This is a genomic window from Hyphomicrobium sp. 2TAF46, assembly GCF_052114865.1.
Lineage (GTDB): Bacteria > Pseudomonadota > Alphaproteobacteria > Rhizobiales > Hyphomicrobiaceae > Hyphomicrobium_B.
The window spans coordinates 136,301-150,087 of sequence record NZ_JBFRFO010000006.1; the positions used below are offsets into that span (position 1 = coordinate 136,301).

Annotated in this window: 15 protein-coding genes; 3 read left to right on the top strand and 12 right to left on the bottom strand. The window is 57.0% G+C overall.

The features are described from left to right. Window positions 1–37: 37 nt before the first annotated feature. Both AB4Z24_RS13835 and AB4Z24_RS13840 read right to left on the bottom strand, forming a co-directional pair. Window positions 38–1,120: a hypothetical protein gene (locus AB4Z24_RS13835; protein ID WP_441709047.1), complete on the bottom strand. Its 1,083-nt coding sequence runs from the start codon at window positions 1,118–1,120 to the stop codon at window positions 38–40. 287 nt (window positions 1,121–1,407) lie between these two features. Further along, complete coding sequence (locus tag AB4Z24_RS13840; RefSeq protein WP_441709049.1) at window positions 1,408–1,986, bottom strand: hypothetical protein; 579 nt, start codon at window positions 1,984–1,986, stop codon at window positions 1,408–1,410. A gap of 477 nt (window positions 1,987–2,463) precedes the next feature. Here AB4Z24_RS13840 and AB4Z24_RS13845 point away from each other — a divergent pair, with 477 nt between their 5' ends. Further along, window positions 2,464–2,934, top strand: a complete 471-nt coding sequence (locus tag AB4Z24_RS13845; protein WP_441709051.1) for a hypothetical protein — start codon at window positions 2,464–2,466, stop codon at window positions 2,932–2,934. A gap of 10 nt (window positions 2,935–2,944) precedes the next feature. Beyond that, complete coding sequence (locus tag AB4Z24_RS13850) at window positions 2,945–3,364, top strand: hypothetical protein (protein WP_441709053.1); 420 nt, start codon at window positions 2,945–2,947, stop codon at window positions 3,362–3,364. 532 nt (window positions 3,365–3,896) lie between these two features. Here AB4Z24_RS13850 and AB4Z24_RS13855 read toward each other — a convergent pair. The 3 genes from AB4Z24_RS13855 to AB4Z24_RS13865 form a co-directional block, all read right to left on the bottom strand. Beyond that, window positions 3,897–4,199 (bottom strand): hypothetical protein, encoded by a 303-nt coding sequence (locus AB4Z24_RS13855; protein WP_441709054.1) that lies wholly within the window; start codon window positions 4,197–4,199, stop codon window positions 3,897–3,899. Window positions 4,200–4,690: 491 nt separating this feature from the next. Further along, on the bottom strand, window positions 4,691–4,903 hold the full coding sequence (locus AB4Z24_RS13860; protein ID WP_441709056.1) for a hypothetical protein: 213 nt from the start codon (window positions 4,901–4,903) through the stop codon (window positions 4,691–4,693). Between the two features lie 457 nt (window positions 4,904–5,360). Next, window positions 5,361–5,654, bottom strand: coding sequence for a hypothetical protein (locus AB4Z24_RS13865; RefSeq protein WP_441709058.1), 294 nt, complete (start codon window positions 5,652–5,654; stop codon window positions 5,361–5,363). Window positions 5,655–6,147: 493 nt separating this feature from the next. Here AB4Z24_RS13865 and AB4Z24_RS13870 point away from each other — a divergent pair, with 493 nt between their 5' ends. Beyond that, window positions 6,148–6,387, top strand: coding sequence for a hypothetical protein (locus AB4Z24_RS13870; protein ID WP_441709060.1), 240 nt, complete (start codon window positions 6,148–6,150; stop codon window positions 6,385–6,387). A 785-nt stretch (window positions 6,388–7,172) separates the two neighbouring features. On the opposite strand, the gene AB4Z24_RS13875 is transcribed toward AB4Z24_RS13870, so the two are convergent. The 7 genes from AB4Z24_RS13875 to AB4Z24_RS13905 all read right to left on the bottom strand — a co-directional run bounded on the left by AB4Z24_RS13875 (window position 7,173) and on the right by AB4Z24_RS13905 (window position 13,725). Then, window positions 7,173–7,955 (bottom strand): ABC transporter ATP-binding protein, encoded by a 783-nt coding sequence (locus AB4Z24_RS13875; RefSeq protein WP_441709062.1) that lies wholly within the window; start codon window positions 7,953–7,955, stop codon window positions 7,173–7,175. A 6-nt stretch (window positions 7,956–7,961) separates the two neighbouring features. Further along, window positions 7,962–8,807 carry an ABC transporter permease gene (locus AB4Z24_RS13880; protein WP_441709064.1) on the bottom strand — a complete coding sequence of 282 codons (846 nt, stop codon included), beginning with the start codon at window positions 8,805–8,807 and terminating at the stop codon, window positions 7,962–7,964. A gap of 11 nt (window positions 8,808–8,818) precedes the next feature. After that, a complete protein-coding gene (locus AB4Z24_RS13885) occupies window positions 8,819–9,796 on the bottom strand; it encodes an aliphatic sulfonate ABC transporter substrate-binding protein (protein ID WP_441709066.1) in 978 nt (325 codons plus the stop codon). Between the two features lie 170 nt (window positions 9,797–9,966). Continuing rightward, window positions 9,967–10,806 (bottom strand): ATP-binding cassette domain-containing protein, encoded by an 840-nt coding sequence (locus tag AB4Z24_RS13890; protein ID WP_441709068.1) that lies wholly within the window; start codon window positions 10,804–10,806, stop codon window positions 9,967–9,969. Continuing rightward, a complete protein-coding gene (gene ssuC / locus AB4Z24_RS13895) occupies window positions 10,806–11,603 on the bottom strand; it encodes an aliphatic sulfonate ABC transporter permease SsuC (RefSeq protein ID WP_441709070.1) in 798 nt (265 codons plus the stop codon). Before ssuC ends, AB4Z24_RS13890 begins: the two co-directional genes overlap by 1 nt. After that, a complete protein-coding gene (ssuD, locus tag AB4Z24_RS13900) occupies window positions 11,600–12,778 on the bottom strand; it encodes an FMNH2-dependent alkanesulfonate monooxygenase (protein WP_441709072.1) in 1,179 nt (392 codons plus the stop codon). The genes ssuC and ssuD overlap by 4 nt, the downstream gene beginning before the upstream one ends. Next, window positions 12,775–13,725 carry a sulfonate ABC transporter substrate-binding protein gene (locus AB4Z24_RS13905; RefSeq protein ID WP_441709074.1) on the bottom strand — a complete coding sequence of 317 codons (951 nt, stop codon included), beginning with the start codon at window positions 13,723–13,725 and terminating at the stop codon, window positions 12,775–12,777. The genes ssuD and AB4Z24_RS13905 overlap by 4 nt, the downstream gene beginning before the upstream one ends. Window positions 13,726–13,787: the final 62 nt, after the last annotated feature.

Below are 13,787 nucleotides of genomic sequence, written 5' to 3' on the forward strand. Positions count from 1 at the left end.
GATAATGGAAAATTATCGGGGGTTAGGACCTCGCTCGTCATTGCGACGCCCTCAGGTGCTTGAGCAGCTGCTGTTCTCGGATGTCGTTAAGGTGGCCGAGATTGTTCGTGACGGCCGACATCAATGGCTCAGCTGCCTCAAGCGGAACGCCGACGCGAGACAGATCACCTTCGCGACCGAGCTTTTCGATCTCCGCGCTACCTGCCCAAACCAATCGCTTCGAGATCGGCGCGCCGTCGGCGTAAAACGCCGCCATGCAGGCGGCCGCGGGACGTTGAGCTTTGGCAATGCGAGCCTCTAGGACGCGCCGCACTTCGATATTCTCTCGGGCGAAACGCTGAATTGCGAGCTTTCCGATCCGGGTGTGTTTGTCGAAGGCGTAGAGGGGAACACCGGCGACGGTTTTTGTTGCGGGCACCGCGTCATCGATGGTCTCAGCTCGTGCTGACCTCAGAGCTAGCCAAAAAAGCGGCAGCATGATCGTCAACGGCTCTCTCGTCAGCCACGCCGCGCAACGAACAACGTCAATCAACGGTGCAGGAACGCCGAGCGTTTTAAAGGTTGCCAGCACCTCATCGAGCTTAACTCTCCAGGCTCTCCGATTTTGTCCGACGAGTCCGGAAGCGTACAGCGTTGCGGCCCCCCGCTCATGAAGGGTCGCGGAGCTATCGGCGATCATGTTGAGACGTTGGCCGTCGTTCATGTTTTTGGCCCGCGCTCGAACATCGGCCAAGGACGGATGGCTATTGATTGCCGATATTAAGAGATCGGCGGAGCGATCTTTAGAAGCAGCAGCGAGGACGTTCGATAACGATACTGTCGCTGCCGCTACGTCTTCGTTCCGAAAGAACGGGGGCTGGCGGCCTGCATCAACGATCGCGCAAACAGTCTCGGTCGAAGCGACGCCGACGTCTTCGAACGAAACGATCAAGAGACGGCGTAGCGCGTTAGCGCCGCGGAAGCGATAGAGATGCGAAGTCGCCTGCGCGGCTAGGTCGAGTTCGCTACGACGGATAGCTTTTTGCATCCAAGATGCGGCTATCCAGTGGTCGGTCGCACATGGGTTATTGGCGATCGAAGGGTGATCATGAAGTCCGGAGATTGCTTGTCTGCTGTCCATTTGTCGTCCCGATACACGCGAGGGCGACAGCAAACTCTAACTCCGCGACCAGCCGAGTAAATGACTTATCTCGGGATTTTTCTCGACATGATGGCACGTTCTAACTTGTGGCCAATCCGGCGGCTGAGAGCAACGGAATGGCCTCTTCTCGACGAAGGATGAGGCGCGACCTTGAGCGCGAGCTTGGCCGGAAGTCGAGCAAGAAAGAGGTTCGAGCAGCCTTGCGATGATTTCGTTCTGAGCCGGTGAGGTGACTACCAGGATCAGTCAACCCGTTCGTGACCAAATCAATAGTCAGGCTTATGCAATCCAGCGTAACGGTCGCTGAGCTTGGTGTTGACCGGCGATGTCGGTCCCTTGCGGTAATGCCAGACGAAAACAGGTGCGCTCAGGGCAGCTAAAAAGCCATTTCTCATTCCACTCATAAGATAGTCTGGAAGCGAAATATGGTCCCCGCCCGGCCTCATGTAGGCAAGAAAAACACCATATCCAAACCCCACGATAACACAAAAGACCGCAGTTAGCGCGGACGCCAAGATAAAAAACCAAGCGCCTTTCGGAAGCGCGCGAGAAACAAAGCGCGAGAACAGCGCAGCCGTACCGAAAACCAAAAATATCATCATCATGCTGTAGCGACCCCCACCCTGATCTGTCCCGCAACCATTGCTGCCTAAAACGATGTGAGGCATTGGCGCGTGATGAATTATGGACACATGCTTGCAGACTACGAAGCTTGGCAAGCGAAGAGACAGCAAGCCAATATTGGCGCTGCAAATGTCGTGCTTTCGGCAACAGACGGCAGGCCGGACGAAATTGCAAGCGATTTGAATACGGCGCACACCTTCGAGGAAATCAGCGGCGGACAATCATAAGGCGATCTTCTTCCCGAGCGTTTGGTCTTGGATGAAGCCAATAGCGCCGAAGCGATCGCAACCAGAACGACATCGACAATCGCAGTCCGGGAGCTAGTTCCTTACGACATCATCCGTGACCTTCAACATCGACGAGCTGATACGAAGGCGACGACCAATTTTTTTCTCAGCTATCCATTTTCGAAGACAGTATTCAGAGCCATTGGACGCGAGGAATTCAGATTTCTTGCAATTGTCCACTTTCTCGAACTTTGTCCCTCTGGATGGCCAATCCGTCCCTGTTGGCTATGCACAACGGGCCTCTCTCTTCCCGTGTGAACCGGATCGAGGACTCACGGAATTAACGTTAGCGCCAAAAGCTGGGGACCTGACGGCCACAGGCAGCGAGTTCTTCAGAAAAACGCAGCACAAGTCTTCGATGAAGCTTTGTTTGCGAGGACCGCCGCAGCTAATATTTTGAGATGTACGAGCATGACCGTCAAAGCCTTCGTCTGGTGGAGCATCTACGTTCGGTCGACCAACCCTCGAAAATTGAAAGAAGTGCATCTTCCACCTATCGAGGCCGCTCTTGATGGCACGCAATTTGGTTGGCAAAGCGTAGTTGAGGACGAAAATACCACCCTTACGCGTTTCATCAATTACCAAAATCTCGAGGGTGCGACCGTTACCGATGTCGTCACTCCTGTGCTACGGCGAGCGTATCGGCTTGCTAACGGTTGGACGATACACGGGCTCTTTGATCTTAATCTCGATGAGCTTCACAGTGTCATCGGCGGTTGGAATAGCAAAAAGGCTTCGCGATGGCCTCCTGCACTTGAAAGCATGATGTTCGAGATTTCGCCTGGAGAGATTTCGGGTATGGGAGAGGATGGCGGGCGGGAAATCGCTGGGGAACCAGGTCGAACGCTCCGCGTGCCCAGCAAACTTGGCCTAAAGCCTTGAGGGGGATGCGATGAGCACGTTTGCCGCCTCAAGAAGATTGCCAAAAGAGGTTTTGCAACCTCAGACCCAGTTCAGTTTGGAGGCGCAGCACGTCCGCGAGAAATATTCAAACTCATCATGGCAGATCGGCGAACACAGCGACGACTACGTGGCGCTTGATTATTTGAACGACGCGGCTAGGGCTTTCTGGCTACCAAGATTTCTGCACTACGTGACGAATGAAGCACCTCCCTCCACATATCACCTCGAGGTACTTCTGTTCAGGCTTTCGGACCCTAAGTTCTCCAAGCCAGTCATCTCAATCTATGATGCAGTGGAAATCGCGTTCGTACGCCGATACTTGGAATGGCTGGAGCGAGACTCCGGATTTCTGACGGGGTCGACGTTGCGTGGAAAGGATTTTGCGGTCGCGACCGCAATGTGGGGCTAACTCGCTTTGCAATTGATTGCAAAATTGTGGCACGTCGCGAAGCTTCATCGGCAGAACATACGTTCCAGAGTTCAGCGTGCGTTGCTAAAGACCGGATGGTCTTTGCTGACTCGATGTTCGTTGCTGGCGGCGATTTCGAATAGCTCAAGTACAGGGTAGCCAGAACTCCGGAGATCAGCGTCACGCACGATCTGACGACGTTTGAACGCATAGCGGACGGCGGGTCCGACGTAGCCCCCGGCAGAGGTTCTGGAACCGATTACGACATCAGTCCGATTGGCGTTGGTATCGATCGAGTGGTGTTCTGCCGACGGACGATGCGAGTGAGGACGCCCACGTGTGCCACGAACCGTTGTTTCGTGGCCGGGTTGGTTGATCAGTTCCGCGAGGTGACAGCAGAATACGCAAAGTAGCGCGTAGCTGTCCTCGGATTGGGCGAAGCCCTTAAGCTCGACGGCTCTGCCACCACAAGGCAAGCACGTACGTTGTCCATGCAGCAATAGTCGGGTAGAGGGCGAAAGGTGGGAAAGCTTTAAGAAAGCCAACAAGGTCTGGGTGGCGCGCTCGGAGCGACCAAGCCATCAGCGCAATCGCCAGTGTCGCGACCGAAATTGCCGCGAAGGAAACCAGCCTTGCGTAAAGATGATCGACTTTGCTCGTAGCTAATCTGGGCGACGATCAGTGCGGCAACGACGGTGCCACCGATTGTGATCGTGAAGACAACGGTGAACCCTATGGCAGTCGCCGAGGTGACGGTGTCGCCATGCCCAATGGTCCAGAACAATGCGGCGGCAAACACAATCATTGAACTTAAGGCGGGTAAAAGCGCGTGCATAGGCCGCTCACTTCCTAATTCAGCATAACCCTCGCCTTACTCTGAAACTTCTACCTTCGCGCTAACGGAAAGAGTTAACGCGCATTGGCCTATCTCCGGAATGGCCATTGCAATCAATTTCAATCAGCAAGACTTACGCGGCGGCAGTCCCTTTTCCTAAGTGATCTGTGTTCTCGGATAAGAACTTTCGCATTTGTTCATCCTCTTCCGAAGCACGATGCGAGCGAAGCTCGCACTTCACTTAAGCGTTAGCGAATGGTCCCGAGATACGAAGACCGAAGGTCGAGTACTCTCCCTCTTACGTAAGTAAGAGGATAAGCGATCCTAGAGTTATCCTCCTAGTGTTATCCTCCTAGGGTATAAGATCGGCTGATTTCAGGACGATCTATAATAGTCTGATTTCAGGATGATCTAAGATCGTCAGCAGACTCGGAATTATTGAGATTTCTGATTGAGCGTTTTTTGAGCGGCTGATCTGAGGACGATACGGGTCACTTTTTATCGAAGCTGATTTCCTCCATTTCCCAATTATTTTTCGCCGTCTGCATCGCCTCCGCGAGCTTGTCGGTGTCGAGGCTGACCCATAACAGCTTCGGCCCGTCGTGCTTCACCTTGGCTTGCGCGATGTGTATGTAGTCGTAGCAATATTTCTTCAGTTCCGGCAGGGCCGTGTTCTTCACCTGACTGAGGCTGAGTCCGGCCATAGTTGCCCAATCTTGGCGGCTGTACGCGAGCCATTCTCGGCCCCGACGACACAGCTTATTCTGGCGTATCCTCCAGAGCCCGGCGATACGGTAGAGTAGAACGCCAGCAGCCAAACTGCCGCCAGCTACAGCCCTGCACTGCCCCAACTCCCCCGGCACCGCTCTGAAGGGCTTCTTCGCACTTTTGGAGTTTTGCGGCTCGGACATCTTGCTGTTTGTTGGCGTTGGAACTTCTGGGTATGCTTGTGCAGCTATTTCTAGTGACGATACTGTCATCGCGGCGAGCACCTACTGTTGTGTTCGGCCGATGTCGCTGATACGTAGTCAGCTTTCCGACTCCTACGTAACGCCGACGCGACCGGCGTGGATTTCAGTCCCGCACGCCAATGCGGGGTTTTCTTTTTCAGACTTCAGAACGCAAGAGGCAACGAAGCCGGTTCGTTCCTGAGCTGATCATTTATTCACTGCGCAATGGCTTCTTCAGTAGCCGTAGACTTGCGCTCTCTTCTTCGCCCCCGTCAGTCTCGGGGCTCAGATCACGCTCCGCTTCCATTTTAGATACCCGCACTTCAAGTGCCGACAGCCGATCCGCTAGAGCTTCCTGCGTCGGCACATACGCGATCCCCAGCGAGCGCTCTAGCCGATTGACGATGACGGCGTTGAGCGGATCGCCAGAAGTGTCGCTTTCTCTTGTCAACGTCTGATGCAGCTGCTCAGGCAGCCGAACTGTGAGGCGAGTAGTTTTTACCAAGATCGTATCTTTCTCTAGGATTGGTGCTTTGATGCACTAATATAGCACCATAGTGATTTCTTACCAGATTGCGCTTAGGAGGCAGTTAATGAGTATCAACGACAGACCCCCGAGTTACCGGCTAGGCTCGGGTTCAGAGCTAACTGATAAAGCTGGGGCATCTGCCTCGCAGCTCTGCCGAAATTTACCGACGGCAAGCCGACGCGAGCATTCAAGCAAAACGCCACGTCTCTCCTGGAAGGAGAAGAGGTTCGCCGCAACGTTGCCGATTATGACGCCGAGGCCGACTAATGAGGCATCCCATCGAGTTGAAGCAGGCAAAGGTGGAGCGACTGCTCAAACAGCTTCTGGCTGGGCGAAACATGATCGCCAGTCACGCATAAGAGTTCTCACAGTGCATGGTCGAGAGCCACGCCGAGACGGATGCCGGGATTAAAGCCGATTGGGAGATTGAGCCCAATGGTACGAGAGACATTAATCAGGAGACAAATGAATGCTCAAGAAAGCAGCAAAGTGGCGTTTAGACGTAGCCAAATTTAATGCGATGGAGCTGAGGCTTGCACTCACTGCAAATCAGCATGCTTACAGCCTCTCCAGTGATGGAGAGATCGTCCACGCTAGCCGGAGCCTGGACGACATCGATAGTTTTCTCCAGGGCATGTTCTTTGCGCTAGGATGGCCCGCAGAGGGTGAAGAAGAATACCTCAACAAGCCGCCGGTAGGCATTGCCTGATGGCTGGCAAAAAGCTTCAAGCTTCCTAAGTAGTCCACGATTTCACGGACAACCGCGGCAAGCGACGCATCTATCTTCGCTTGCCGGTCGCAAGAAAATTCCTTTGCCAGGCCTCGTGTTCTCAAAGGAGCTCTGGATCGCTTACCACAAAGCGATGGCGGCTCCTTTGCAATCGATCGCAAAATCTGAGATCGGCGCAAAGCAAACGAAACCTGGTAGCATGTCGGCGCTAGTCGCCGACCATTGCGCTTCGTCCGCATTCACGGGTCTCGCCGATGCAACCAAGACCAGTTATCGCAGCCTCATTGAGTGACTTCGCAACGGCTATGGAGACAGTTCCGGCGCTCGACTAACGCCGAAGATCATCGACAGGGTGATCTTGAAGCCACTGGTTGCCGAGCCCCACCCGATACGGAAGCGCCTGGTGATGCGTCTCGACTTGGCCGTGCCCAACAGCTGCCGCAAGGACGACTCCGCCCGGTGAGCACCGGGGGGCCGTATGCTTGATGACGTTGTCGGCAAGGTTGTGCGCAGCCGATGCAGGAAAGATCGACTTCAGTCATCATCGACCCCTTTCGATACGTGAACGACAAATTCGCCGACGTCGTCGGGGAGGGTGGGTGCCCATCGCCTATTCTCGCCCAAATTTGGGCTTTTGCGCTGGGGGGATTGGGGCTGTTGCGAGCCCCCGCAACCAATTCGATTTGCAACGCCATTTCTCGAATGATTTGAGAGGACTGTGCCTCTCGGCGTGTGCTCGGAGCAGTTCAGCAAGATCTCCGGAGTCATCGCGACGCTGTTGCAAGATTTGGTCGATTAGCCCGCAGCGCGCGGCCGCGAGATAGCGACGCGTCCAGGGCAAGAAGTACGCGGCGCTTCTCGTCGTCGAAAGCGGACGTCAGACGATCGCGCGGCCGGCCAAGCGTGACGTCAAAAATAGCTCCGATGCGTCCCGGGGAGGGCTGCATCACGACGATACGCGATGCCAGGGCAACCGCCTCTTCGATATCGTGGGTCACCAGAACGAGCGTTTGGCGGCCGTCGTCCCAAAGCTCAAGCAGATGATCTTGCAACTCGACGCGCGTGAACGCGTCGAGTGCCGAGAACGGTTCGTCAAGCAATAGAACGGTTGGGCGGGTCACCAGAGCCCTGGCGATTGCGACGCGCTGGCTCTGACCACCTGAAAGCTCATGCGGCCATCGCTTTGCGTAGTCTAATAGACCGACCCGCTGCAAGGCGGTGTCAATTCGCTCGTGCCGGTCCGCTCGCGCAAGATGCGCCAAGCCGAAGCCGACATTGTCCCTGACGCTCAGCCACGGCAGCAACCGCGGCTCCTGGAAGATGATGCCAACAGCGGGATGCGGAGCCGTGATGGCCTGTCCGTCGAGAAATACGCCACCCTGGGTCGGCCTATCGAGGCCGGATAGCAGACGAAGCAGAGTGCTCTTCCCGCATCCCGAGCCGCCGACGATTGCGACGATCTCGCCCGGCGCGAACTCGAGCGAAACGTCGTCGAGCGCGACCGTTCGATTTGGATAGATCTTACCGATATTGCGAAGCTCGAGCATGATGCATCAATTGGTTCGGCCGAAAGAGTCCTGCCATCGAAGAAAAGGGGCGCTCGCCGAGAAAAGAATCCAATCGCTCGTTTTCCCGAGAGCGGCAAAAAGCAGTATCGCGGCGACGATCTGCGAAGGCTTGCCAAGTTGTTGGCCATCGACCAGAAGATAACCGAGCCCTTCGGACGCGCCCATGAATTCCGCCGCGACGACGAACATCCAGCCGAGCCCAAGACCGCTGCGAAGCGCAACGACATAAGCCGGCAGAATAGATGGCAGCAGGATGCGCCGGACGAGCGCGATGGGCGACAGCCGGAAAATGCGTCCCACCTCTACGATCTTCCGGTCGACCGAGAGAATGGCTCCGAGCACACCCAGATAAACCGGGAAGAACACGCCGACCGCGATGAGTGTGATCTTCGAAGCCTCAAAAATTCCGAACCAAAGGATGAAGAGCGGCACCCACGCAATGGAGGGAACGGCTCTGAGGCCCTGAAGCGTCGGATCGATGAGGCTTCGAACGAACAAGGAGTAACCCGCAACCGCTCCAAGCAGCGTGCCGGCTACGGTCCCTATTACGAAGCCCGCGACGAGGCGGAGGCTCGTCGCGCTGATGTGGACCGCAAGCTCACCAGTTTGCGCAAGTTCGAGTAGCGTGGCCGCAATTTGCGAGGGTGGAGGTACCAAGCGCCCGTTGGCAACGCCAGATCGAACGACAAGCTCCCAACCAAGCCCGAGCGCGATCGGGAGAATGAACCCGATTCCGATAGCCGGAAGCCCGCCGAGCCTGAGGCCCCTGCGGGCAACCGCAGCTCTCGATTTTTCCTCGACAGCGATGCCAGTGCTTTCCGACGCAACCATAGAGCGTCGCGCTAATTGGATGCAGTCGTGAATCTAGCATCGATCAGCGCGTCGACTGCGCCGGCAACATCGACGTCAGGCTTGATGACCTCGGCCTTTTGAAGGGCAAGTCCGGCCGCCAAAATCGTGTCTTTCTGCTGCTGCCCGATCACGGAATTGGAAAGATCGGTCCGCTCCTTGAGCTGCTTCTCGATGACAGCATCGGGAAGCTTCGTTGCCGCAACGAGCAGCTTTTGCAACTCGGCGGGGTTCGCTATCGACCAGGCGCGGGCTTTTTCATATGTCGCAAGCACGCGCTTGACGATATCCGGATGCTCATTGGCGAAAGCTTCGCGGACGTTGAGCACGCCCCACGTATTCGCTTCTCGATTGCGATAGAAGAGTTTCGCACCACTCTCGACTTCAGCCGATGCCATGGCGGGATCGAGCCCGGCCCATGCATCGACGTCGCCGCGGATGAGCGCAGATTTTCCGTCCGCGTGCTGCAGGACCACGATTGTCAGGTCCTTCTCGGTCAGGCCGACGCCCTGCAGTGCCCGGACGAGAAAGATATGCGGGTCGGTGCCGCGCGTAACCGCGACGCGCTTGCCCTTGAGGTCCTCGACCTTCGTAATGCCCGTATCAGGACGGGTAACGAGCGCGGTCCATTCCGGCCGCGAATAGACGTAAATCGATTTGATCGGATTGCCGTTGATGCGACCGATGAGGGCCGCGGCGCCCGCGGTCGAACCGAAGTCGAGCGAGCTTGCATTGAGGAACTCAAGCGCCTTATTCGAACCCAGCGATTGAACCCAACGGATCGCAATTCCGTCCTTCTCGAATTCCTTCTCGAGGAGCTTGTTGTCTTTCAAAGCGAGAGAAACGGGATTGTACGTCGCCCAATCAATTCTGATCTCGGTGAGCTTTTCCGCCGCCGTAGCCATGGACGGAAGGGCGAGCGCGAAGCCCAGAAAGATCATTGCATGCGCGAGTCGAAACAGCTTCATCATCTCATCCCCTGGAAACGTCTCAACACGAAAACCTAAGTGAGATGCCAGTCGGATATAACGAAGAAGAACTGCTGATCATATTCTGGGCACGTGCCGATAAGCGCCGCTGTGCGGTCGCTACAAAATGCCTTGGCAAGTCTGCATCGAGCGGCGCTTGCTGAAATTTTTGCTCAGGCGTCTTCGCCTGCCACGGATCCGCGAAAGAGTTCATCCAGAATGCGGCCTTCGAGCGCCGCGACTTCAGCAGAACCGCGCGACCGCGGGCGCGGGCAGTCAATACTGAGGTCAAGTTTGATCGCGCCCTCTTCCATCACAAGAACACGATCAGCGAGCGTGATCGCTTCTGCAACGTCGTGAGTAACGAGTAGTGCAGTGAAGCCTTGCTCACGCCAGACTTGGTCGAGCAGCTTTTGCATCGAGATCCGCGTCAACGCATCGAGCGCGCCGAGAGGTTCATCGAGAGCCAGGACGCGAGGTCTGGAAACGAGGGCGCGAGCGAGTGCCACGCGTTGGCGTTGTCCCCCCGAAAGGACCGAAGGCCAGTCATCACGGCGATCGGCGAGGCCGACTTTCTCAAGAGTTGCGCTCGCTCGCTCGCGGGAACCTGACAAGCGCCGGTCACGGCCAAGGCCGACCTCAACATTTTTAAGCACGGACGCCCAGGGCAGCAAACGCGGCTCTTGAAACATGACGCGCGCGGTTCGTTCGTCATAGTTTTCCTTGGAATTCGGGCCAAACCAGAATTCACCCCCGGTTGGTCGCTCAAGCCCGACCAGCAGTCGCAGAAACGTGCTCTTTCCGCACCCGCTCTTGCCGACAATGGCGACGAACTGGCCGGCGGGCACGTGGAAATCCAGCCCCTTGAGCACCTGCCTGTCTTTGAAGGACTTTTGAAGATTTCGCACCGTCAGGCTCAAGCCGGTCGTCGATGAAGCCGGCTCAGGCGTATTCCACGCCGGCGTTGACCAACTTGCAGGGCCGACTCGCGGTGCCGCAGTTATCGTGCTCATTATCGGTTCTCGCGATGCGGAGTTTGAAACGCGGGATGCCAGCTGAGGAAGGTTCTCTCGAGCAGCCGCGCCGCGCTGTCGGCCAATTTGCCGAGGAGCGCGTAGACGAGGATGCTGAAGACGACGATGTCGACCAGCAGGAATTCTCTAGCCTGCATGGCCATGTAGCCGATCCCGGAAGACGCGGCGATGGTCTCGGCGACGATGAGCGTCAGCCACATGAAGCCGAGCGCGTAACGCAATCCGACAAAGATCGATGGCAGCGCGCCGGGAAGGATTACGCGCCAGAAGAGCTCAGGCTTCGTCATGCCGTAGATGCGCCCCATCTCGATGAGGTGCGGATCGGCAGTGCGGATGCCATGCAGTGTGTTGATGTAGATCGGGAAGAAAACACCCAGAGCGACAAGAAAGATCTTCGCAGTCTCGCCGATCCCGAACCAAAGGATGACCAATGGAATGAGGGCGAGATGAGGAACGTTGCGAACCATCTGCAGGAGAGTATCGGTCGTCCGCTCGGATTTGCGCGACAGGCCGTTGGCCAATCCCAAAATGAAGCCGAGCGATCCGCCGATGGTGAGGCCCGTGACGGCGCGCAGAAAGCTCACCCCCATGTTGCTCCAGAGCTCGCCGGTGAGCGCGAGCCGCCAGCCTGCTAAAGCCACATCCGATGGCGCCGGCAATATGCGACTCGAAATGAAGCCGAGCCGGCTGGCGATTTCCCATACGAGAAGCAATCCCACCGGCAGAGCCCATGGAATTAGGGCGTCCGCCCGGATGAGCAGACGGCGAGCGCTCATGATTGCGATGCTTGTTTGATGGCGCTCGGCCGGATGTCATTGGCAATCGTCTCGCCGAATGGACCCGTGTTGACGCTGCCTGCCTCCACATGTTTGGCGTGGCTGATGGGCAAAAGAGGGAAGACCAGTTCCGCGAACCGGTACGCTTCTTCAAGGTGGGGATAGCCAGACAGGATGAAGGTCTCGATGCCGAGGTCGCGATATTCCTTGATGCGTGCTGCAACCGTTTCGGGATCGCCGACGAGCGCCGTCCCCGCCCCGCCGCGCACGAGACCGACACCGGCCCAAAGATTGGGGCTGATCTCGAGCTCGTCGCGCCGTCCCTGATGCAGGGCGCTCATGCGTTTCTGCCCGACGGAATCGAGCCGCGAAAGCACCTTCTGCGCAGCCGCGATTGTCTCATCGTTGAGATGTGAAATAAGATCTTCAGCCGCTTTCCAGGCTTCAGCATTTGTATTTCGCACGATCACGTGCAGACGGATTCCGAACTTGACCTTTCGGCCCTTGGCGTCTGCGGCCGCTTTGAATTGGGCGATCTTTTCCGCGACGTCTTTGGGTGGTTCGCCCCACGTCAAGATGACGTCCGCGCTCGAAGCGGCAACGTCGATGGCCGGAGCCGAGGAGCCGCCGAAATAGATCGGCAGTCCGCCCGGCTGCACAGGCGGAAAGAGCAGCCGCCCGTCTTCGATTTTGATGTGCTTGCCCACATAGTCGACGGTCTTGCCGGCAAGGAGATCCTTAAATACGTCGAGAAATTCTTGAGTCACTTCGTAGCGTTCGGAGTGCCCAAGAAATAGCCCGTCACCCTTGTTCTCGACCGGATCTCCTCCGGTCACGATATTGATCAGCAGCCGTCCGTTGGAAATCCGGTCCAGCGTTGCGGCCATCCGTGCCGCAACCGAAACGGATACAAGCCCGGGACGAGCGGCCACGAGATATCGCAAACGCTCCGTCAAGGGCGCGAGCGCCGATGCAACGACCCAGGAATCCTCGCAGCTGCGCCCCGTTGGGATCAAGACGCCGTAGTAGCCGAGGTCGTCGGCGGCTTGCGCGATCTGCCGGAGATATTTGAGATCGACGGGACGGCCGCCTACGGCTGTGCCGAGAAAGCGACCGTCCCCATGCGTCGGCAAAAACCAGAGAACGTTGATATTCTCGATAGCGTGCTTCGTCACGTGCCAGCTCTCCAGACAATCTCTTCGACTTTGATGGCCTTCGGCAAAAGACCGAGAGCGTGGAACTTGTCGGCGATGCTCTGCTGTTCTGCGACAACGGCATTGTCGAGCGGCTTGATGCCATATGATTGGCGCTTCAACGCGGCTTCGAGGATCGGTGCGGGAATGCCGATAGGAGGGCTGAGTTGTTCCGCTGCCGCTTTAGGATCCGATTTTACCCAGTCATCAACCACCTTCAGCTCCGCCAGGACGACGTCGATGGCCTTGGAGTTGGCATCGACATAGGATTTGCCCGCGAAGTAGAACTGGTGGTTGGAAACGAGGCCCGTGCCATCGGTCAGGACGCGAGCATTCCCCGTCGCCTCGGCCGAAGCGTAGTAGGGATCCCAGATCGCCCACGCATCGACCTTGCCGCTCTCGAACGCTGCGCGCGCGTCGGCGGGGGCGAGATGAACCGGCTCGAACTCGCCGAACTTTATGCCGGCCTTTTCGAGCGCCTTGACGGCGAAATAGTTGGAGTTGGAGCCCTTCGCATAGGCGACTTTCTTACCTTTGAGCTCAGCCACGGATTTGATTGGGCTGTCCTTGGGAACAAGAATGGCTTCGCCCTCCGCAGCCGGCGGCTCGTGCGCGACATAGACGATCGCGCTGCCAGCGGCCTGCGCGAACACCGGCGGAGCTTCGCCCGTGTGTCCAAAGTCGATGGCTCCTGCATTGATGGCTTCGAGCAGCGGAGGGCCAAATGGGAATTCGGCCCAGGCGACCTTGTAGCCGATGGCGGCAAGCTTGGGTTCGAGCGTTCCCTTTGCCTTGAGAAGAATGACGTTGCCGTATTTTTGGTAGCCGATGCGAATGACTTTGTCTTCCGCATTGGCCGTAAGGCTGCCGATATTTGTAGCGAACGCGGCAAGCGCGATCGCACCGAGATGCCTGCGAGAAATGATCATGACTTTTCCTTCCATTGAGAGGGCTTTAACGGCGTGCGCGAAAGCTGAGCGAAAGGCTCCGC